A 20,928-nucleotide genomic window follows, 5' to 3' on the forward strand; every position below is an offset into this window, starting at 1 on the left:
TCATCGTGTCGCGGCCGATCGGTTCGGTGGCGATCACTCAGTCGTCGCGATGCACGCGTTCGCGACGCTCGTGCCGTTCCTGCGCCTCCAGCGTCATGGTCGCGATCGGACGGGCGTCCAGACGTTTCAGGCTGATCGGCTCTCCGGTCATTTCGCAATAACCGTATTCGCCGGTCTCGATACGGCGCAGCGCGGCATCGATCTTGCTGACCAGCTTTCGCTGACGGTCGCGGGTCCGCAGTTCCAGCGCGCGATCGGTTTCCTCGCTGGCGCGGTCGGCCAGGTCTGGCACTGCGCGGGCACTGTCCTGCAACCCTTCCAGCGTTTCTGCCGACTGGTCCAGCAATTCCTGTTTCCAGGCCTCCAGCTTCCGACGGAAATATTCCAGCTGCCGTTCGTTCATGAACGGCTCGTCCTCGGCGGGGCGGTAATCTTGGGGAAGGAAGGTCTGGGCTTTCATTTGTCCTCCGGCGGCGCCGGGCGGGATCTGAAATCCGGCACCTTGCGGCCCCATTAAAGGATGAAGTGAGGCTTGTCACTAGTCGATGAACCGCTATTTGTGCGATTGATACAGAACAGTTGGCCGTGCGGCTCGCCGGTGACGCTAATCCCGGCAAGCTTTTCACGTGAAAGGAGAGTTTTGATGCAATTCACGGGTACAGACCAGTATGTCGCGCCGCCAGAACTGGCCATTGCGGTCAATGCGGCCGTCACGCTGGAACGGCCGTTGCTGGTCAAGGGCGAACCCGGAACCGGCAAGACCGAGCTTGCCCGGCAGGTCGCGGCAAGCCTTGGCATGCCGATCATCGAATGGCATGTGAAATCAACGACCAAGGCGCAGCAGGGCCTGTATGAATATGATGCGGTCAGCAGGCTGCGCGACAGCCAGCTTGGCGATGAACGCGTCCACGACGTCGGAAACTATATCCGCAAGGGCAAGCTGTGGCAGGCCTTCGACGCGGAAACCCGCGTGGTTCTGCTGATCGACGAGATCGACAAGGCCGATATCGAGTTTCCGAACGATCTGCTTCAGGAACTGGACCGGATGGAGTTTCACGTTTACGAGACCGGCCAGACCGTGCGTGCGGCGCATCGCCCTGTCGTCGTCATCACCTCGAACAACGAAAAGGAACTGCCCGACGCATTTCTGCGCCGCTGTTTCTTCCACTATATCCGGTTCCCAGATGCAGACACGTTGAAGGCCATCGTCGAAGTGCATCATCCCGGCCTGAAACCACGTTTGCTGGACGAGGCTTTGAGCCAGTTTTTCGAGATGCGAGAGGCCCCGGGACTGAAAAAGAAACCCTCTACCAGCGAGTTTCTGGATTGGCTCAAACTGATCCTGGCCGAGGATCTGTCGCCCGAGGATCTGAAGCGTGAGCCCGGCGAGATGCTGCCCCGGCTGCACGGCGCGCTGCTGAAGAACGAACAGGATGTGGCATTGTTTGAAAAGCTGGCCTTCCTTGCGCGCCGCCAGGGCCGATAGCGGCGTCACCCACCTGTCTGGGGAAGCACGCAACGTGATTATTGGGGCGGATTGCCCATTGCCGCCGTGCCCGCCGCACGACTAGGCTGCCCGCGACCTAGACGGAGGGGACGATGACACAAGAGCTTGATTTCGACACGCTGACGATTCACGCGGGCGCGACGCCTGACCCGGCCACCGGCGCGCGGCAAACGCCGATCTATCAGACGACCTCTTATCAGTTCCGCGATGCCGACCACGCGGCGCGGCTGTTCAACCTGCAAGAGGTCGGCTACATCTATTCCCGGCTGACCAATCCGACCATCGCCGCCCTGCAGTCGCGCGTCGCAATGCTTGAGGGCGGCGCGGGCGCGGTCTGCTGTTCGTCGGGACATGCCGCGCAGATCCTGGCGTTGTTCCCGCTGATGGGTCCGGGCAAGAACATCGTCGCTTCGACAAGGCTTTATGGCGGAACCGTCACCCAGTTCAGCCATACGATCAGGCGTTTCGGCTGGTCCGCCAAATTCGTCGACATGGATGATCCGCAGGCCCTTGAAGCTGCCATCGACGACGACACGCGGGCAATCTTCTGCGAGTCCATCAGCAATCCCGGCGGCTATGTGACCGATATCCCGGCGGTAGCCAAGATCGCCGACGCGGCGGGCATCCCGCTGATCGTCGACAACACGCTGGCCACGCCCTATCTGTGCAAGCCGATCGAGATGGGCGCCACGCTGGTGGTGCACAGCCTGACGAAGTTCATGACCGGAAATGGCACCGTGACCGGTGGCGTCGTGGTGGATAGCGGCAAGTTCGACTGGTCGGCCAGCGACAAGTTCCCGTCCCTGTCCGAGCCGGAACCCGCCTATCACGGGCTGAAGTTCCACGAGACCTTCGGCGCACTGGCCTTTACCTTCCACGGGATCGCGATCGGGCTGCGGGACCTGGGCATGACGATGAACCCGCAAGGCGCCCATTACACACTGATGGGGATCGAGACGCTGGGGCTGCGGATGCCACGCCATGTGGAAAACGCCCTCAAGGTCGCCGAATGGCTGGAACAGGATCCGCGTGTCGAAAGCGTGACCTATGCCGGGCTGGCGTCGTCGCCATGGAACGCGACCGCCAAGCGTCTTTACCCGAAGGGCGCCGGATCGCTGTTCACGTTTTCGATCAAGGGCGGCTACGACGCGGCGGTGAAGCTTGTCGATGGGCTGGAGTTGTTCAGCCATGTCGCAAATCTGGGCGATGCGCGGTCGCTGGTGATCCATTCCGCATCGACCACACACAGACAGTTGACCGAAGATCAGCAGCGTGCCGCAGGCGCCGCGCCCGAGGTGGTCCGATTGTCCATCGGCATCGAGAACGCAGACGACCTGATCGCCGATCTGGATCAGGCTCTGGCCAAGGCAGCCGGCTGACCTTCGGCCGGTGAAGAAAAAAGGGGGCGCCATCGCCCCCTTTCATTCCAATGACTTGGATTGATCAGTTCGAATCGTTCTCGGGCACCTCGACGGCATCCTGATCTGCGGGCGCGGTTTTGCCATCCGCATCTTCCGCGTCCTTGCCGTGCATGCCGCCCTTCTTGCCTTTGCCCTTGTGCGGCCGACAATCCTGCTGCCCGCCGTTCAGCGCATATTCCATCTGCACGACGGCATTCACCGACAACTCGCCCGCCTCGACCGGGATGCTTTCGGCCATCGGCGCGGCGTCAGCGGCCATCCGCATCATCGGCCGTGGCCCACCGGACATCTGCGTATCCCCGATCACCAGAACCCGTCCCAGTGAAACACCCGCCGCCTCGGCCAGGATCTCGGCCTTGTGGCGCGCGTCCGCGACAGCGGCCCGGCGCGCCTCGTCCTCGGCATCCTTGCCGTCCTTCCGGCCGAAGGTGATGCCGTCGATCTGGTTGGCGCCTGCCGCCACGATGGCGTCCAGCACCTCGCCCAGGCGCCCCATGTCGGAGACGCGGACGGCAACCATGTTGCTGGCCTGATAGCCCGTCACGGACGGTGCCCGATTCTCGCCGTAATCCATCATCGGGTTCAGGTTCAGCCCCGAGGTCTGGATGTCGGTGTCGGCGATTCCCGCACTCTTCAGCGCCTCGATCACCGCCGATTGCTGGCTTGCGTTCTGGCGCATCGCCTCGGCCGCGCTATCTGCCTGACTGGTCACGCCAAGCTGGATGGTCGCCAGGTCGGGGGCGATCCGCGCCTCGCCCTGCCCGGTGACGGTCAGGCGCGAGGTCATACCCGGGGCGCAATGATGGGGCATCATGCCCTTGCCGGGGGCCGCGACAGCGGGCGTTGCCAGCGCCAGCCCGAAGGCCGCCGAAGCGATCATCGCCGAGCGCGTGATGACGTGGATCGGATGGGTCATGAAATTGTCCTTTATTCTCGTTTGCGCGACTGCGGCCGCAACGCGGGATCATAGCGCGGCGTTCGACGAAAAGCGTTCACACCTGCGCCAGATTCGCTTTTCTCACACCACAATTTGGGGTAGATCAAGACGAGGCCCACCAGATCGCGGCAAGACAGAACCGCGACGCCATTTCGAGCATGATATATAGATATGAACCAGCACGCGCCTGCCCCCGAATTCGCGATGAGCTTCACCCAAGAGGCCGTCCTGTTGGAACGCCATGACGGGCGAGACTGGCTGCCACTGGGTCAGGCCCGGTTCGGTGGTGGAAACCTGGGTGCGACACTGAACGCCCTGCGGGTCGAGGCGGGCGGCGCACCCGGCCAGTCCGACACCGTGCTGGTGATCCCCGACGATCAGATTCTTTACACCACACTGACCGTGCCTGTCGGTGCCGAGACCGGCGCCGTGGTGGCCCGCGCATTGGAGGCGATGACGCCGTATCAGGCGGACGAACTGGCCTTCGACTGGTGTCCGGCAGAGACCGGCGATATCGAAACCTTGCGCGTGGCCGCGGTTGCGCGCCGAACGCTGGACGAGGCCGAGGAATTCGCCCGCGCACAGGGCTTCTTTGCCACCGGCTTCGTGGCGCGTCCCGGCGATGCGCGGTTCGACGGGCAGCCGGACTTCGGTCCCAGCCGCGCCGCCGCACACGACGCGGCGATCCCGCCCTTCAGCGCGCCGGACCTGTCGCAGGCCCGGATCACGGCACCGGTGATCGAGGATCAGCCTGAACCCGTTGTGGCCTTGCAACGCGCAGAGGCACCGATCGTATCGCGGATTACGCCGCATCACCTGCCCGAACCCGAGGTCATCGAAACGGTCGTCGCAGCCGATAACGCACCCACCGGCGCGCCAGAGCCGCAGCCGATTCCTGACCAGCCGTCGAACGCCGGTCCCAACGAACCCGAAGCTTCGGTGGCCACTGCGCCGGTGGTGGCCGCCCCGCCGGTCATCCGCCATGGTGACCGCAAGCCGTCAGACACGCCTCGACTGTCGCCACGCGCTGCCGCCGTGCATGATCGCGCCGCCGAGGCTCGCGCGAGGCGCGTCGCGACCGAAGAACCCGCGCTGAAACCGCATCAGGCATTGATTGCCCGGCTGAAACGGATGGATCCGGCACGTCTGCCGGTCATGATGGGCTTGCTGGTCGCGGCGCTGGTCGCGGTTCTGCTGTTCTTCGGTGGCGCGGATGACACACAGCAGATCGCAGGCGACGCGCAGCCGCCCACATCCCAGTCGTCAGCGCCCCAGCCTTCCGAAGACCAGTCTTCCGCATCGCAGCCCTCGGCAGATCCCGTGGTGTCGGATATTTCCCCTGCGTCAGAGCCAGCCTCTGAAATCGCCGGCGAACCGGCCCTGCCTGACAGCGCGGTCACGGACCCCGCCGCCGCACCCGCGGAGACGACACAGTCCGCGATGGCAGAGAACGGCCCCGATACCACATCAGCCGAAGCACAACCCGTCGCACCGACCGAGACAACGGAGGCCCCGGAAACTGCCGCAGCGCCCCCCTCGACCGACGATGCGGGTTCCGATGCCTTGACCCGTGCCTTGAGCGAGGCCCTTGACGGCACGACCCGCGAAACAGCCTCGGCGCAAGCAACGCGCATCGCGGACGCCCCGACATCCGAGGCTGCCGCGCAGGATATCGACGCACCTCGTGCCGAGGCGTCGTCCGCAGCGCCCGAAACATCATCCACCGCGCCATCGCCCGAGGCCGCTGCCCGCGCGGCGGCTGCGGCAAGCACGCTGCGGCTGTCGCGCTCGGTCCGCCCAGGCACTGCACCCGTGCGCGCGGAAACGCCGCCCGCGCCGGATAGCCGGCCTGCCGTCCCGGCCAACCCGCTGCCCTTCGATCAGCGGACTCAGCCGGAACCGCCGCGTGTGACGGGCACGCGTCCCCCGGCGCGTCCTGCCGCAGCGGCCCGGTCCGCACCCCGCCCTGAAGCCGCTGCCCCGGCCACGTCGGGGACGGGTGCGCCGCGTCCGGCAGCCGCCAGCGCCCCCCAGCGCGCCCCCTCGGCGCAGCCGCTGGGATCGTCGCGCCGTCCACCAGCCCGCCCCGACAGCCTGACCCTGCTGGAGGAGGGCAGTGCCAGCGAATCTGGCACGCCGACGCGGCTAACCGCAGCCGAAGAGGCGTTTCTGACCGGATTGCTTCGCGATCTTCGCACCGCCGAAGCCGGTGCGACGGGTCTTAGCAATGCCGAGCATGATGTGCTGATCCGGCTGGCGGATGCGCGCCCGCAACGCCGGCCGGTATCGGTCTCGGCCCCGTCGGACAAGGCGGTTCGCGATGCGGTGGCGCAGGCCGTCGCAACCGCGGAACGCCCGGTCCCGCGGGACACATCAGCAGCCGCGCCACCCGCGCCCGCGCCATCAAGCAGCGTCCAGGCATCCCTTCGCCGATCGGCACGCCCCCTGACCCGCCCCTCGGATTCCGGTCCTGGCAATCCCAGCCTGTCCAGCGGCGCGGTCGACGATGCGATCGCCGCAGCCGTCGCGAATAGCCCGGCCCCCGCCGGGGCCGTCGCGCTGACAGCCCTCAAGGCCTCTGCGCTGCCACCCCGCCGCAGCGCTGCAGCGGCGCGGGCGGCAGCGTCGTCCCTGGCGCCATCGACCCCCGGCTCGGCGCCGTCGGCCGACGATCTTCGCGCTGCCGCCGAAGCACAGCAACGTGACGCCGCGCAGGCCGAACAGCGCCGGATGGACGAAGAACTGCAGCGTCAGGCCGAGGCGCGTGCCCGTGCCCGCGCCGCCGCGGATGCTCAGGCCGAGGCCCAAGCCCGCGCCCAGGCCGAAGCCCGCGCCCGCGCCCAAGCCGAGGCCGAAGCCCGCGCCGCCGCCGCGCGGAAACAGGCCTATACCCCACCCGAGGCCGAGAAAGAGCCAGAGGTTGCAGCCAATGTGGCAGTCGGGCGCGGACAGGGCAGCGCCGCCGCCAATGCGACTGTCAAGGATGGCATCACCCTCAGCCGGACCCAGATCATCGGCACGGTCGGTGCCGGCAAGGCCAGCCGCGCATTGGTCCGGCTGTCGAACGGACGCGTGATCACGCTGCGACTGGGCGACAAGATCAATGGCGGAACGATCACCGATATCGGCAACAGCCGGATCACCTATGTCAAGGCCGGACGGCCCCAGCAATTGTCGGTGCTGAACGGACAATAGCAAAGCGGACGGTACCAGGCGGCGATGGAAAACTTTCTGCTTCTTGCCACAGTCTATCTGATCACCATGGTGATCGCCGTGCCGCTGTCGGCGCGGCTTGGGCTTGGATCGGTGCTGGGCTATCTGATCTGCGGCATCCTGATCGGCCCGGTCCTGCAACTGACCGGAAACCAGATGGCCGATCTTCAGCATTTCGCCGAGTTCGGCGTGGTGATGATGCTGTTCCTGATCGGGCTGGAGCTTGAACCCCGCAGCTTGTGGAACATGCGTCACCGGCTGATTGGTCTTGGCGGCGCGCAGGTGTTGTTGTCGATGGGCGCCGTCGCGGGAGTGGCCATGCTGTTCGGACTGAGCTGGCCGACGGCGGTTGCGCTGGGGATGATCCTGTCCCTCAGTTCGACGGCGATCGTGCTGCAGACGCTGACGGAAAAGGGGCTGATGCAGACGGCGGGCGGACGCTCGGCCTTTTCGGTTCTGCTAACCCAGGACATCGCAGTGATCCCGATGATCGCGCTGATGCCCTTGCTGGCGCCCTTCGGCGGCAATGTCGCCACCGACGCACATGCAGCCACCGATACCCATGGCGAAGAACATATCGGCGAAATCTTCATGGCCGGATTGCCTGCGTGGGGCGCGACATTGGTCACGGTTGCCGCCGTGGCGGCAGTGATCCTGCTGGGTCAGTATCTGATCCGTCCGGTCTTTCGCTTCGTGATCTCGTCGCGGCTGCGAGAGATCGAGACAGCGATGGCGTTGCTGATCGTGGTGGGCATCGCCTCGCTGATGATCCTTGTCGGACTGTCTCCGGCGCTTGGCACATTTCTGGCGGGCGTGATGCTGGCAGGGTCCGAGTTCCGGCACGAACTGGAATCGCAGATCGAACCGTTCAAGGGGCTGCTGCTGGGACTGTTCTTCATCACCGTCGGCGCGGGCATGGATTTCGAGGTTCTGGCGCAACAGCCGGTGCTCATCCTGTCCGCAACCGCGGGGGTGATCGCAGCCAAGGCCGCGATCCTGTGGGTGATCGCGCGTTCGACCAAGATGGGCCGCAATGACCGGTCGCTGTTCACACTGTCACTGGCGCAGGCGGGCGAATTCGGCTTCGTGCTGATTTCATACGCTGTTTCTTTGACCATCCTGCCGACACCGCTGGCCAAATCGGTCCTTCTGGTCGTGGCGTTGACCATGCTGATCACGCCGCTGCTGTTCATCCTGCACGAACAACTGTCACGGCGGAAATCCGAGGCGGGACTGACCGAGGATCCCGATCAGATCGAGGAACAGCAACCGATCATCATCGCGGGCGTTGGGCGGTTCGGACAGGTCATCAACCGCATGGTCACCATGTCAGGGTTTCAGACCACCGTACTGGACCACGACCTGAAGCTGATCCAGCTGATGCGCCGTTTCGGCTTCAAGGGATATTTCGGCGATCCGACCCGCCCCGAGATCCTGACGGCCGCCGGACTGGACAAGGCGCGCATCCTGGTCGCCGCCCTGGACGATCCCGAAGCCAATCTCAAGCTGATCCGCTATGCCCGCGAACGCCGCCCTGACCTGCATATCGTGGCGCGGGCGCGCGACCGCGTGAATGTCTATCAGCTTTACAGTTCAGGCGCGAACGACATCGTCCGCGAAACCTTCGACAGCTCTCTGCGGGCCGGTCGTTATGTGCTTGAAAATGCGGGGCTTTCCGAATACGAGGCCTCCGAGCTGGAGCGGATCTTCTATCGCCTCGATCGCGCGTCCCTGCGCGAACTGGCCGAAGTGTGGAAACCGGGCGTGCCGCTGGACGAAAACCCGGAATATGTGCAACTGAGCCGAGAGTTGAACCGCAATCTGGAAAACGCCCTGATGGAGCGTTTCGCCAGCGGCCCCAGTGCCGCGCCGCTCAGTGACGACGATGACGAGGAAGAACCCGAACACGGTCTGGGCCGACCGCCTGAACCACGCAAGAGCCGACCGGGTGGGCGAAGCTGAGATCACCGGCTATCCGGGATCGGCCCGGCCGCGGTTTCAATCATCCAGCCGTTCGATCGTCCAGCCGTCCTTCTCAAGCAACCGCAGGACGCCCTGCTCGCCCGGCAAATGCAAGGCCCCGAAGCCAGCGACGATCCCGTGCCCTTGAAGGGCAGCTTCGTCGGCCGCGCGGCTTAGCGGCGCGATCCACGCCCTGTTGCGATCATCCATCAACTGCGTCTTGGCAAGCTGCATCTGTTCGTCTACCGCCGCGCGGGACAGGCCCGAATTCGCATAAGCGTCGATACGACCGAACTCCCATATCTGCCAGACATCGCCGGCGAAATACGCGTCCGTCAGCGTCACGGCATAATCGTCGGCATAGGATGCGGCAGGCAAGGCGGCGCGGATCATGTCGATTTCCTGCGCGGGCGACATATCGTCGAACAGCGTGAAGACCGTATCCCAAGGCTCAAGCGCGCGAACCGGCAGATCCAGCGCCTCGGCACGATCGACCAGCAAATGGTCCAGGCCGGCCGTGCCCCCCTCGGCCATGCCCTTCATCATGCACGGCGAGACGCCCAGCATCATCGCCACATACCAGGGCCGCAGCTTCGCCGTCACCACCGCCGGTGTCCCACGTTCGACCATGGCCTGCGACAGCGTATCCCATTCCGGCTGCGTCAGGCGTTCGGGCAGCGTCGGCCCATCGGCGTTCACCATCAGGTCCGGGTCGGCGACAAGCGCCTCGGTCAACTTCCGCTCCTCTTCCGGGCCAGCTTCGACGAACACCATTGCGGCGTCCCGCAGCGGTGCATCAAGTCGTTCCAGCATCGCCTGATGCCGGGGATCACCGAAATGGTAAGTGCCGACAATCGTCATCTGCGCATCGCCTCGCGTCGCGCGCCACAAAAGGCCCTGGTGATAGGGCACGCCGTCCACCGCCTGCTGGATCAAAGCGCGGCGATCAGACGGCATCGCTTCGATCAGGTTTCGACCTTCGCAGGTCGCGGCCGCCCCGTTTCCGGCAAAGCCCATCCAGATTGCCAAAGCCGTTGCCAGGTGTTTCATCCCGATCTCCTGCTCATCACCGCACCCATGATTGTCGGGCCGCGGCCGGACGCTGACACAAAACCCGACACGCGACCAGAGCGGCCGGTAATTTCGCTGAATTCGCCCGTTGACAGGCACCAGCAGCTTGCCTAGATCACTGTCATTGGCACTCGCATTCGGTGAGTGCCAACAAAGGCACTGGAACCTGAAACACGGAGTGTTCACCCATGGCATTCAAACCGCTGCATGACCGCGTGCTGGTCCGCCGCGTCGAGTCCGATGAAAAGACCAAGGGCGGTCTGATCATCCCCGACAGCGCCAAGGAAAAGCCCGCGGAAGGCGAAATCATCTCGGTCGGCGAAGGCGCCCGCAAGGATTCGGGCGAACTGATCGCACCGGCGGTGAAGGCGGGCGACCGCGTTCTGTTCGGCAAATGGTCGGGCACCGAGGTCACCATCGACGGCGAAGAGCTGCTGATCATGAAGGAAAGCGACATTCTGGGCATCATCGGCTGAACGGCCGCACCCAGAACACGCACTTCACGATAGAAATTCCAGGAGATTCAAATGGCTGGTAAAGAAGTCAAGTTTAGCACCGACGCCCGCGACCGGATGCTGAAAGGCGTCAACATCCTCGCCGATGCGGTGAAGGTGACGCTGGGCCCCAAGGGCCGCAACGTGGTCATCGACAAGTCGTTCGGCGCCCCGCGCATCACCAAGGACGGCGTCACCGTCGCCAAGGAAATCGAACTGACCGACAAGTTCGAGAACATGGGTGCACAGATGGTCCGCGAAGTCGCTTCGCGCACCAATGACGAAGCCGGCGACGGCACCACCACCGCGACGGTTCTGGCCCAGGCCATCGTCAAGGAAGGCATGAAGGCGGTTGCCGCCGGCATGAACCCGATGGACCTGAAGCGCGGTATCGACCAGGCCACCGCGAAGGTCGTCGAAGCCATCAAAGGCGCCTCGCGTCCGGTGAACGACAGCGACGAAGTCGCGCAGGTCGGCACCATCTCGGCCAACGGCGAAGCCTCGATCGGTCGTCAGATCGCCGACGCGATGCAGAAGGTCGGCAACGAGGGTGTCATCACCGTCGAAGAAAACAAGGGGATGGAGACCGAGGTCGAAGTCGTCGAAGGCATGCAGTTCGACCGCGGCTATCTGTCGCCCTATTTCGTGACCAACCCCGACAAGATGGTCGCTGAACTGGAAGACTGCTACATCCTGCTGCACGAAAAGAAACTGTCGTCGCTGCAGCCGATGGTTCCGCTGCTGGAATCGGTGATCCAGTCGCAGAAGCCGCTGCTGATCATCGGCGAAGACGTCGAAGGCGAGGCGCTGGCCACTCTGGTCGTCAACAAGCTGCGCGGTGGCCTGAAGATCGCAGCCGTCAAGGCACCGGGCTTCGGCGATCGCCGCAAGTCGATGCTGCAGGACATCGCGATCCTGACCGGCGGTCAGGTCATCAGCGAAGATCTGGGCATGAAGCTGGAAAACGTGACCATCGACATGCTGGGCACGGCCAAGAAAGTTTCGATCAACAAGGACAACACCACCATCGTCGATGGCAATGGAGAGAAGTCCGAGATCGAGGCACGCGTCAGCCAGATCCGTCAGCAGATCGAGGAAACCACCTCGGACTACGACAAGGAAAAACTGCAGGAACGCGTGGCCAAGCTGGCCGGCGGTGTTGCCGTGATCCGCGTCGGCGGCATGAGCGAAGTCGAAGTCAAAGAGCGCAAGGACCGCGTCGATGACGCGCTGAACGCGACCCGTGCGGCCGTTCAGGAAGGTGTTGTCGTGGGCGGCGGTGTCGCACTGGTCCAGGGCGGCAAGGCGCTGGAAGGCCTGAAAGGCGAGAACTCGGATCAGGATGCCGGGATTGCCATCGTGCGTCGCGCGCTGGAAGCTCCGATGCGCCAGATCGCCGAAAACGCCGGCGTCGATGGTGCGGTCGTTGCGGGCAAGATCCGCGAATCCAGCGACAAGGCCTTTGGTTTCAACGCTCAGACCGAGGAATATGGCGACATGTTCAAGTTCGGCGTTATCGACCCGGCCAAGGTCGTGCGGACCGCGCTGGAAGACGCGTCGTCGGTTGCCGGTCTGCTGATCACCACCGAAGCCATGATCGCCGAGAAGCCCGAGCCGAAGGGCCAAGGTGGCGGCGGCATGCCCGATATGGGCGGCATGGGCGGCATGGGCGGCATGATGTAATCATCGCCCTGCCCCAAGGCAGATATCGAAAGGGCGCCCTGTCGGGCGCCCTTTTTCGCATTCTCGGACAGGCTTTTCATTCCCGGTCCGCCGCCTAAAGTGGCACGGCAGCAGGCCAGAAGGGGGATACGAGCGTGAAGACGGCAATCGTCACGGGTGCGGCACGCGGGATCGGGCTGGCAACGGCACGACTGTTCGCGCAGCAAGGCTGGCAGGTCGCGATGGTCGATCGCGACTGCGCGGAATTGGAAAAGGTCGCGCCCGGAATTGATCATGCTTTCGCGGTCTGTTGCGACATATCGCAGGCCGATCAGGTCGAAGTCATGGTGCGGACGGTTCTAGAGCATTGCAAAACGATTGACGCGGTTGTCAACAATGCCGGCGTCGCCGATTTCGGGCCCATCGAGCAGACCGATTTCGACCGCTGGCGGACAGTGATGGCCACCAATCTGGACGGCACCTTCCTGGTCAGCCAAGCCTGCATTCCCGCGCTGAAGCACCGCGGCGGCGCCATCGTCAACATCGCCTCCATTTCCGGGCTGCGTGCCTCGACGCTGCGCGTCGCCTATGGGACGTCCAAGGCCGCGGTGATCCATCTGACCCGTCAACAGGCTGCGGAACTGGGTGAATACGGGATCCGCGCCAACTGCATTGCCCCCGGACCGGTCAGGACCAAGCTTGCCATGGCCGTCCACAGCCCCCAGATCATCGCGGCCTATCACGACGCGATCCCGTTGAACCGGTATGGAACCGAACAGGAACTGGCCGAGGCCATCGTGTTTCTGGCAGGCGACAAGGCCAGCTATATCACCGGACAGGTGCTGGCCGTGGATGGCGGGTTCGAATCGACCGGCGTCGGACTGCCGGCGCTGCGCGCCGACCCGGCCTAGTCGGAGACCAGCGGTTCGACCCCCATCGCGCTGCACAACGAACGGAACCGCGAATGGGCGACCTCGCCCATCAGGCTGCGGCCGGTTCGTGTCAGGGTCAGTTCAAGCTTTGACTTCTTGTCCTTCAGCTTCAACTGGCCGGCATCCGAAGGATCGTCGATTGCGAACATGGCACCGAACCGCATCGCCTTGCCCAGGATCTCGGCATCGCGGATTTCGTCCGGATCAAGCAGCGCAAATAGCGGCTCCATGGGGGATTTTGCACGGCTGTTCTTGTAGCGATGCAGCAGCGCAAGGCCCAGAAAGACCCGTTCGGGATGGCTAAGCGCGGCCATGTTCGCGCGGGTGACATTGTCGAAACAGGCCTCGGCGCGATAATCGGGATGGGCGCGCCAGGTCGTGTCGTGCAGCAGGCATGCCGCCCGGATCAGCCTTTCGCGTTCCGGGCCCACGTCGCCGAACAGCGGTAACAGGAAATGATACAGCTTCCTGCCGAAGCCGGGCATCCGGGCCATCTGCCGTTCGGTAAATCGTGCCGCCTCGATCAGCGGGTCGCGGCGGCGAAGGCTTTCGGACATGTGTTCGTACAGCAAGCCTTCGCGAATGCCATAGCTGCTGATGGCCAGTTCGGCAGGCTGGAACGTCTCGACCAGTTCGGACAGCACCCGCGATGCCAGCGGCACCAATTCCATTCGCGAGGATGAGATTCCCACCCGGCCACGCAAGTCGTTCAGATCGTTCGCGCCGATCCAGTCCACGGTTTCCTCGACCGCCTTCGGAGTCATGCGATATTCGTGCAGAACCGTCATCGGGTAGCCGCGCCGTTCCATGTCGAGACGCGCGATGGCCCGCCACGAGCCGCCGACCAGATAGATCCGCTGATGATCGGTGCCCAGCTTTTCGGCAAGCTCGGACATCATCTTGCGGATGTGCTTTTGCAGCCCGTCCTTGCCGCCCTTGACCTGCTGCAGTCGAAACGGCCCAAGCTGCGACGTGGCGCGACGCCCCACCTTGCCGCCCTCGACCTCGGCCAGTTCCATCGAGTTGCCGCCGATGTCGCAGACAAGGCCCTTCGCCTCGGGCCAGCCCAGAAGGACACCCTGCGCCGACAGCCGCGCCTCTTCCTCGCCGTCGATGACCAGCATCCTGATGCCCGTCTCGCGTTCCACGCGCTCCTGGAAGGCCGGGCCGTCTTCGGCCTCGCGGACGGCGGCGGTGGCCACGCAGGTCAGCGGCTCGATATCCATGCCACGGGCCAGCGCCGCAAAGCGCCGCAGCGCATCGAAGCCGCGTTCGACCCCGGCAGGGTTCAACCGACCGGTCGTCGCCATCTCGGCGCCCAGTCCTGCCATGACCTTTTCGTTGTAGAAATAGGCGGGCGATCGCGCCGCCCCGTCGAAGACCACCAGACGAATCGAGTTGGATCCGACGTCGACGACCCCAACCCGCGACAGCGCGCGCTTCGGAAGCTTGGCGAATGTCTTGACCAATGGATCGGCCTTCTTGCCGCTGGTCGTTGCCACACCGTTCATTGCAAGGCCTCCTGCTTGCGCATCGGGGCGTTAATGACCCGTCCGGGCGTCCGGGTCAATCGGACGAATGTGTCAGGGCCGGAACGTCACGCGCGCCCGCCGTGCCCCGCCCGGAAAGTGACGGATTTTCCATGAAGAAGCGATGACAATCGAACAGATCGTCGCGGCCATCGGGCAGATAGCGCACGAATCGCCCGTCGGGATGCAGCAGCCAGCTTTGCGCCTCGTCGGCCATGTTCGCGGCCATGATCTGGCTGACGATCTGCGCCTTGACCGTCTCGTTCATGCACTCGACCAGCGTCTCGACCCGCCGCGACAGGTTGCGCCCCATCCAGTCGGCCGAGGAAAAGAACACCCGCGCCTTTTTGGACGGCAGGCCATGACCGTTCCCGAAACACACGATTCGCGAATGTTCCAGATATCGACCGACGATCGATTTGACCCGAATGTTCTCCGACAACCCCTTGATTCCAGGACGTATGCCGCAGATCCCGCGAATGACAAGACTGATCTTGACCCCCGCCGCGCTGGCCGAATACAGCGCCTCGATCACGTCCTTCTCGATCAGCGAGTTCATCTTGGCCCAGATCGCCGCGGGGCGTCCCTGACGCGCAAATTCGGCCTCTTGCGCGATCAGCGACAAAAGCCGCTCCTTGAGATCCAGGGGTGAGATCGACAGGTTCTCAAGCCCGGCCGGCTGGACATAGCCGGACAGGTAGTTGAACACCTTCGTCGCATCGCGTCCCAGTGCGGGATCGCAGGTGAACATCGACAGGTCCGTATAGATCCGCGCGGTGATCGGATGATAGTTCCCGGTCCCGTAGTGGGTATAGGTCACCAGACGGTCGCCCTCGCGTCGCACCACCGTGCTGATCTTCGCGTGGGTCTTGTAGTTCACGAAACCATAGACGACATGCGCCCCGGCGCGCTCCAGTCGCCGCGACTGGCGGATATTGGCGGCCTCGTCAAACCGCGCCTTCAGTTCCACCAGCGCAGTGACCGACTTGCCCGCTTCGGCCGCCTCACACAGCGCCTCGACGATGGGGCTGTCGCGGCTGGTGCGGTAAAGGGTCTGCTTGATGGCCAGCACGTCGGGGTCGCGCGCTGCCTGCTGCAGGAAACGCACCACCATGTCAAAGGTCTCATAGGGATGATGCAGCAGCATGTCCTTTTGCCGGATCGCGGCGAACATGTCGCCGCCATGGTCCTGAACACGCTCGGGGACGCGCGGTGCGAAGCTGGGCCACAGCAGCTCGCGGCGGTGATCCAGCACCAGTTCCTTCAGGTCGGCCACACCCAGCAGCCCCTCGACTTCGATCACCTCGTCGGGGCTGACCTCCAGCTCGTCCATGATCAGCTGACGCAGCTTGTCCGATGCGCCTGCCGTGATCTTCAGCCGGATGACACTGCCGCGCCGCCGCCGCTTCAACGCGGTCTCGAATTCGCGCACCAGATCCTCGGCTTCTTCCTCGACCTCCAGATCGCTGTCGCGCAACACCCGGAAGGCACAGTATCCGGCATTGCGATAGCCCGGAAACAGGCTGGACAGATGCATCAGCAAGAGATCCTCGAGCCGCAGGAAACGCTCGGCTCCAGGCATCGGAACAAATCGTGGCAACTGCGCCGGTATGGGCAGCAAGGCTTGCATCGGGCGGCCCTTGCCCTCGGGCGCAAGTTCAAGCGCCAGCGAAAATCCGGTATTCGGAATGAAGGGGAACGGATGGGCCGGGTCAATCGCAAGCGGCGACAGGACCGGCAGCACGCTTTCCTCGAAATAGCCGCGCAGGAACTCTTCTTCCGTACGGGTGAGACGCGACCGCGAGAGGATGGTGATCCCCTGCTCTTCCATCTCGCGGCGCAGTCGGTTCCAGACGCCTTGCTGCGCGCTCATCAGCCTGCGCGCATCGGCGTTGATCAGGCTCAGCTGTTCTGCGGGGGTCAGCCCGTCATCCGAGATATTGGTGCTGCCTTCGCGCACCAGCTCGCGCAGTCCGGCGACGCGAACGGTGTAGAATTCGTCCAGATTTGCCGCGCTGATCGACACGAAGCGCAATCTTTCCAAAAGCGGCACCCGCGTGTTGCGCGCCTCGTCCAGGACCCGCCAGTTGAACGACAACCAGCTGAGCTCGCGATTGAAGAACCGCCCCGCCCCGTTCGGGGCACCCTCGGGCATGTCCTGCGGCTCTGGGAGCGGTGTGCGAAGAAAATCAGCCTGTGTCATCGTCGGTCGTCTCGGTTCGGAAGGCGCGCGATCATGCGTCAGCGGCGGCAAGATTGTCCAGAAGGTCGGCGGCGATCTTTCGTGTCACGGGCCCCTGTTTCGCCATCGCAGCGCGGTCGATCGCAGCCACAAGACGGCGTGCGGTGCCCAGATCCCGCTGCATCCGCATCACCAGCCAATCGATCAGGCCGGGCGGCACGGCAAGCTGACGATCCGAGAACAGCTTGACCAGCACGGCAGCCAGAAGCGCCTGGTCGGGCGGTCCCAACCGAACCTGCGGCATCGCGTCCATGCGGCTTCGCAGATCCGGCAGCACCAGCCCCCAGTCGCGCGGCGCACTGCGCGCGGTCAAAAGCAGCAGGCAGTCGCGCGGGCCGCACAGGTTCCACAGATGGAACAACGCCTGTTCGGCCCCCGCGGCCCGACCGGCCCGATCGGCATCCTCGACCACCAGCGCGCCGCCTTCCGTGGCCAGCAGATCGGCCGCCTCGGGCCGCAATGCGGCGGCCTTGATCCGGCGCGCGCCGTTCTCGGCCGCCCAGAAGGCCGCCATGTGGGTCTTGCCCGCACCCTCGGGACCAATCAGAAGCATTCGGCCCTGCGGCCAGTCCTGCGGTGCGTCCAGCGCGCTCAGCGCCGCGGCATTGGCGGGTGCGGGCAGGAAGTCGGCGCGCGAATGCGCAGGTGCCGTCGTCAGATCAAGGGTCAGCTGGCGGGACATTTCGCGTCAGTTCCGGCCGCGCTCAAGATCTTCGCGCTGCGTCTCGATCTCGGCGCGGGCCCGTGCACGATCGACCTTCAGCTGCGCATCGCGCAAATCGGCCGCGACGGTGCCTCGCGGGGCAAGTTCGACCAGGATTGGCGGCGACGGATCGGCGGGCGGGGTCTGGCCCGTGTACAACGCGCTGTCACGATAGCGTTCGATGGCGAACCGCGCCAGCACGCCCAATGCGGCTGCCAGCGGAACGGCGGCGACCATCCCGACAAAACCGAACAGCGCGCCGAAAACCGACAGCGCCAGCAGCAGCCAGACGGGATGCAGACCGACATGACCGCCGACGATCTTGGGCTGAAGATAATTCCCCTCGACCACCTGCCCGATCGCGAAGATCGCGATCACCGCGCCGATCCACAGCGGATCTCCCCAGAAGCTGAACAGGGCGACGCCAATGGCCGTCACCCCGCCGATCAGGACGCCCACATAGGGAATGAAGGACAGCACCGCCGCCATGATGCCGATGAAGAACCCGAACGGCAGCCCGACGAACATCAGGGCGATGGAATACCATGTGCCCAGGATCAAAATCACCAGCCCCTGCCCGCGCAGGAACCCGGACAGCGCCTTGTCGATCTCGGAGGCAAGACGCCGCAGTACCGGGGCGTGTTCGCGCGGCAGCAGCCGGTCGATCTGGTCCACCATCCGATCCCAATCCAGAAGCAGGTAGAACGCGACCACCGGCACGATCACCAGAATCGCCACCGCGCTGATCACACCGCCAAGCGAACTCATCAGGGTCTGGGCGACATTGCTCCACTGATCGCCCATCGCCTTGCCAAGATCGCTCAGGGCGGTGCCGATGGTGCCGCCCTCGGGCAACAACTCGGGGAAACGCGCGGCGACGAAGCCGTGAGCCTGCGCCATCATCTCGGGGGCAGTGTCGATAAGCGCGGTGGCCTGCCGGATCAGCACCGGCACGATCAGAAGGATGACCGCGACAAAGATCAGCAAGGCGCCGATGGTGATCACGACGACCGCCATGGTGCGCGACAGCCCGGCCCGTTCCAGCCGGTCCGCCAGCGGGTCCAGCAGATAGGCCAACCCCGCACCAAGGATGAAGGGCAGGATCGCCTGACCCAACAGCCACATCGTGACAAGCAGCGCCACGGCCGCAGCGCCCCACCAGATCAGTTGCTTGCGCACCGGCACGTGCATTGCGGCTCTCCTGCGAACGGGTTGCGCCGAATTTGGACGCGCGCGGTGGCGGTTGCAAGCAGAACCCCGCGGGAATTCGCGCCGCGCGGGCACGGGTTCTTGGCAAGGTCATGCCGATCCGATAACCCTCGGCGCAAATCGAACCAAAGGACCACGCCACATGCGTCTGTCGCGCTATTTCCTGCCCGTCCTGAAAGAGGACCCCAAAGAGGCCCAGATCGTCAGTCACCGGCTGATGTTGCGCGCGGGCATGATCAAGCAGCAGGCGGCGGGGATCTATTCCTGGTTGCCGCTTGGCTACAAGGTGCTGCGCAACATCGAACGGATCGTGCACGAGGAACAGCAGCGCGCCGGCCATATCCCGCTGCTGATGCCGACGCTGCAACCCGCCGATCTGTGGCGCGAAAGCGGCCGCTATGACGATTATGGCGAGGAAATGCTGCGCGTGAAGGATCGCCACAAGCGCGATCTTCTGTATGGTCCCACCAACGAGGAGATGATCACCGACATCTTCCGCGGCCATGTGAACAGCTACAAGGAACTGCCGCTGACGCTGTATCACATCCAGTGGAAATTCCGTGACGAGGTCCGCCCGCGCTTTGGCGTGATGCGCGGGCGCGAGTTCCTGATGAAGGACGGCTACAATTTCGACCTGACCCGCGAAGACGCGCTGCATGCCTATAACCGGCATCTGGTCAGCTATCTGCGCACCTATGAACGCATGGGCCTGCAAGCGATCCCGATGCGTGCCGACAGTGGCCCGATCGGCGGCGACGACACGCATGAATTCCTGGTGCTGGCCGAAACCGGTGAATCCGAGGTTTTCTATGACAGCGCGATCACCGACCTGACCTTCGGCGACCGTCAGATCAACTATGACAGCCATCAGGAATGCCAGGCGATCATGGATGAATTCACCAGTCGCTACGCCCGCACCGACGAAACCCACGACGAAGCTCTGTTCAACCAGGTCCCCGAAGAACGCCGCCGCAGCGCGCGCGGGATCGAGGTTGGTCAGATCTTCTATTTCGGCACCAAGTATTCCGAACCGATGGGCGCCACCGTGGTCGGCCCCGACGGCGCGAAGGTGCCGGTCCACATGGGCAGCCACGGCATCGGAGTCAGCCGCCTTCTGGGCGCGATCATCGAGGCCAGCCATGACGACAAGGGAATCATCTGGCCCGAAGGCGTGACGCCTTTCCATGTGGGCCTCGTCAACCTGAAGCAGGGCGATGCCTCGACCGACAGCGCGTGCGAGGCGATCTATTCCGAACTGAAGGCGCGCGGGCTGGACCCGCTTTACGACGACCGCGACGAACGGGCGGGCGCCAAGTTCGCGACTGCCGACCTGATCGGCCTTCCGTGGCGGATCACCGTCGGGCCGCGCGGCCTGTCGAACAACCGCGTCGAACTGACCAGCCGCAAGACCGGCGAAAGCCAGGAACTGTCGCCCAAGGACGCCGTGGCGAAGCTGGTCGAGATCTACCGGCCGGTGCTGACGGCCGGTGCATCGCTGCCTTGATCGGCTTGCTGCGGCTGGTTGCGGCGCTGTGTTGTGGCGCCGCCCTGTCGCAGTTTCCTGCGTTTTCGGACCAGTATGTGCAGCGTTTGGGCGGCCGCGTGGACGCCTTGCAGCAGGTCGCGGCCGATTTCGATGCAAGCGCGCGCGACGCCGGGCTGACCCGAGCGGAGGCGCTGGCCGATCTGTCGGGCAGCGCGTTTCGGAAGGCGCATCAATCCGACATGCGGCGCGTGTTTCGGCGCCTCGACAATGCCCGCGCCGATCTGACCATGCTGCGGATCGCCGGGCCACTGGAACGGATGCTGCTGCCGCATCGCCTGCGCGATGCCGAAACGCTTCGAAACACCTGGCAGGACTTTCGCCCGGCCTTGCCGATCACCGCCGCAGGGCTGACATGCGCGGCCATCGGCTTCTTGTTCGGTTGGCTGCTGCTGTCTGTGGTCAGTCTGGCCCTGCGCCGCAGTCCCGAGCCGTTGGGCTGGCGCTGAGACAATTTCGTGCGCCGTCACGAACCTGTCTCAAAGGCCAGAGAAAACGTCACG

The 20,928-nt window shown here is 64.4% G+C and carries 16 protein-coding genes; 9 read left to right on the forward strand and 7 right to left on the reverse strand.

Annotated elements, in window-relative coordinates:
* Positions 1–37 precede the first annotated feature (37 nt).
* Positions 38–460: an RNA polymerase-binding protein DksA gene (gene dksA / locus MU516_RS05495; RefSeq protein ID WP_209055277.1), complete on the reverse strand. Its 423-nt coding sequence runs from the start codon at positions 458–460 to the stop codon at positions 38–40.
* A 183-nt stretch (positions 461–643) separates the two neighbouring features.
* Between dksA and MU516_RS05500 the strand changes: the two genes are divergently transcribed.
* Both MU516_RS05500 and MU516_RS05505 read left to right on the forward strand, forming a co-directional pair.
* Positions 644–1,486: an AAA family ATPase gene (locus MU516_RS05500; protein WP_260276213.1), complete on the forward strand. Its 843-nt coding sequence runs from the start codon at positions 644–646 to the stop codon at positions 1,484–1,486.
* Between the two features lie 113 nt (positions 1,487–1,599).
* The gene (locus tag MU516_RS05505) at positions 1,600–2,886 is read left to right on the forward strand and encodes an O-acetylhomoserine aminocarboxypropyltransferase/cysteine synthase family protein (protein WP_260276214.1); all 1,287 of its coding nucleotides are present in this window, start codon (positions 1,600–1,602) and stop codon (positions 2,884–2,886) included.
* A gap of 64 nt (positions 2,887–2,950) precedes the next feature.
* Here MU516_RS05505 and MU516_RS05510 read toward each other — a convergent pair whose 3' ends face one another.
* On the reverse strand, positions 2,951–3,844 hold the full coding sequence (locus MU516_RS05510) for an SIMPL domain-containing protein (protein ID WP_260276215.1): 894 nt from the start codon (positions 3,842–3,844) through the stop codon (positions 2,951–2,953).
* A 192-nt stretch (positions 3,845–4,036) separates the two neighbouring features.
* Here MU516_RS05510 and MU516_RS05515 point away from each other — a divergent pair, with 192 nt between their 5' ends.
* Positions 4,037–7,060: a hypothetical protein gene (locus MU516_RS05515; protein ID WP_260276216.1), complete on the forward strand. Its 3,024-nt coding sequence runs from the start codon at positions 4,037–4,039 to the stop codon at positions 7,058–7,060.
* Positions 7,061–7,084: 24 nt separating this feature from the next.
* Positions 7,085–9,040 carry a monovalent cation:proton antiporter-2 (CPA2) family protein gene (locus tag MU516_RS05520; protein WP_260276217.1) on the forward strand — a complete coding sequence of 652 codons (1,956 nt, stop codon included), beginning with the start codon at positions 7,085–7,087 and terminating at the stop codon, positions 9,038–9,040.
* A gap of 36 nt (positions 9,041–9,076) precedes the next feature.
* Here the strand turns inward: MU516_RS05520 and MU516_RS05525 are convergent, their stop codons facing one another.
* Entirely contained in the window at positions 9,077–10,090 is a 1,014-nt protein-coding gene (locus MU516_RS05525) for a TraB/GumN family protein (protein ID WP_260276218.1), read from the reverse strand.
* Positions 10,091–10,299: 209 nt separating this feature from the next.
* On the opposite strand from MU516_RS05525, the gene MU516_RS05530 reads away from it, so the two are divergent.
* The 3 genes from MU516_RS05530 (at position 10,300) to MU516_RS05540 (ending at position 13,178) form a co-directional block, all read left to right on the forward strand.
* Positions 10,300–10,587, forward strand: coding sequence for a co-chaperone GroES (locus MU516_RS05530; RefSeq protein WP_119748257.1), 288 nt, complete (start codon positions 10,300–10,302; stop codon positions 10,585–10,587).
* Between the two features lie 51 nt (positions 10,588–10,638).
* The gene (groL, locus tag MU516_RS05535) at positions 10,639–12,288 is read left to right on the forward strand and encodes a chaperonin GroEL (protein WP_260276219.1); all 1,650 of its coding nucleotides are present in this window, start codon (positions 10,639–10,641) and stop codon (positions 12,286–12,288) included.
* A gap of 134 nt (positions 12,289–12,422) precedes the next feature.
* Positions 12,423–13,178, forward strand: a complete 756-nt coding sequence (locus MU516_RS05540) for an SDR family NAD(P)-dependent oxidoreductase (protein WP_260276220.1) — start codon at positions 12,423–12,425, stop codon at positions 13,176–13,178.
* Here MU516_RS05540 and MU516_RS05545 read toward each other — a convergent pair.
* From MU516_RS05545 to MU516_RS05560, 4 genes are read right to left on the reverse strand one after another with little or no spacing between them, the layout of a single operon-like run.
* Entirely contained in the window at positions 13,175–14,710 is a 1,536-nt protein-coding gene (locus MU516_RS05545) for a Ppx/GppA family phosphatase (protein WP_260276221.1), read from the reverse strand. The two genes, MU516_RS05540 and MU516_RS05545, sit on opposite strands and share 4 nt — an antisense overlap.
* 55 nt (positions 14,711–14,765) lie before the next feature.
* Positions 14,766–16,931 (reverse strand): RNA degradosome polyphosphate kinase, encoded by a 2,166-nt coding sequence (locus tag MU516_RS05550; RefSeq protein ID WP_260276222.1) that lies wholly within the window; start codon positions 16,929–16,931, stop codon positions 14,766–14,768.
* A 31-nt stretch (positions 16,932–16,962) separates the two neighbouring features.
* Positions 16,963–17,652 carry a P-loop NTPase family protein gene (locus MU516_RS05555; RefSeq protein WP_209055287.1) on the reverse strand — a complete coding sequence of 230 codons (690 nt, stop codon included), beginning with the start codon at positions 17,650–17,652 and terminating at the stop codon, positions 16,963–16,965.
* 6 nt (positions 17,653–17,658) lie between these two features.
* Positions 17,659–18,864, reverse strand: coding sequence for an AI-2E family transporter (locus MU516_RS05560; RefSeq protein ID WP_260276223.1), 1,206 nt, complete (start codon positions 18,862–18,864; stop codon positions 17,659–17,661).
* A 160-nt stretch (positions 18,865–19,024) separates the two neighbouring features.
* Between MU516_RS05560 and proS the strand changes: the two genes are divergently transcribed.
* Positions 19,025–20,386, forward strand: coding sequence for a proline--tRNA ligase (proS, locus tag MU516_RS05565; RefSeq protein ID WP_260276224.1), 1,362 nt, complete (start codon positions 19,025–19,027; stop codon positions 20,384–20,386).
* Complete coding sequence (locus MU516_RS05570; RefSeq protein WP_260276225.1) at positions 20,383–20,874, forward strand: DUF2937 family protein; 492 nt, start codon at positions 20,383–20,385, stop codon at positions 20,872–20,874. The genes proS and MU516_RS05570 overlap by 4 nt, the downstream gene beginning before the upstream one ends.
* Positions 20,875–20,928: the final 54 nt, after the last annotated feature.

This window comes from Paracoccus maritimus (assembly GCF_025195095.1).
Lineage (GTDB): Bacteria > Pseudomonadota > Alphaproteobacteria > Rhodobacterales > Rhodobacteraceae > Paracoccus > Paracoccus maritimus.

Excerpts from the sequence above, each read along its gene's own strand:
- MU516_RS05500 (WP_260276213.1), top strand. The coding sequence starts at position 644 with ATGCAATTCACGGGTACAGACCAGTATGTCGCGCCGCCAGAACTGGCC.
- MU516_RS05530 (WP_119748257.1), top strand. The coding sequence starts at position 10,300 with ATGGCATTCAAACCGCTGCATGACCGCGTGCTGGTCCGCCGCGTCGAG.
- MU516_RS05545 (WP_260276221.1), bottom strand. The coding sequence starts at position 14,710 with ATGAACGGTGTGGCAACGACCAGCGGCAAGAAGGCCGATCCATTGGTC.
- MU516_RS05560 (WP_260276223.1), bottom strand. The coding sequence starts at position 18,864 with ATGCACGTGCCGGTGCGCAAGCAACTGATCTGGTGGGGCGCTGCGGCC.
- MU516_RS05555 (WP_209055287.1), bottom strand. The coding sequence starts at position 17,652 with ATGTCCCGCCAGCTGACCCTTGATCTGACGACGGCACCTGCGCATTCG.
- MU516_RS05525 (WP_260276218.1), bottom strand. The coding sequence starts at position 10,090 with ATGAAACACCTGGCAACGGCTTTGGCAATCTGGATGGGCTTTGCCGGA.
- MU516_RS05515 (WP_260276216.1), top strand. The coding sequence starts at position 4,037 with ATGAACCAGCACGCGCCTGCCCCCGAATTCGCGATGAGCTTCACCCAA.
- MU516_RS05505 (WP_260276214.1), top strand. The coding sequence starts at position 1,600 with ATGACACAAGAGCTTGATTTCGACACGCTGACGATTCACGCGGGCGCG.
- MU516_RS05520 (WP_260276217.1), top strand. The coding sequence starts at position 7,085 with ATGGAAAACTTTCTGCTTCTTGCCACAGTCTATCTGATCACCATGGTG.
- groL (WP_260276219.1), top strand. The coding sequence starts at position 10,639 with ATGGCTGGTAAAGAAGTCAAGTTTAGCACCGACGCCCGCGACCGGATG.
- proS (WP_260276224.1), top strand. The coding sequence starts at position 19,025 with ATGCGTCTGTCGCGCTATTTCCTGCCCGTCCTGAAAGAGGACCCCAAA.
- MU516_RS05550 (WP_260276222.1), bottom strand. The coding sequence starts at position 16,931 with ATGACACAGGCTGATTTTCTTCGCACACCGCTCCCAGAGCCGCAGGAC.
- MU516_RS05510 (WP_260276215.1), bottom strand. The coding sequence starts at position 3,844 with ATGACCCATCCGATCCACGTCATCACGCGCTCGGCGATGATCGCTTCG.
- dksA (WP_209055277.1), bottom strand. The coding sequence starts at position 460 with ATGAAAGCCCAGACCTTCCTTCCCCAAGATTACCGCCCCGCCGAGGAC.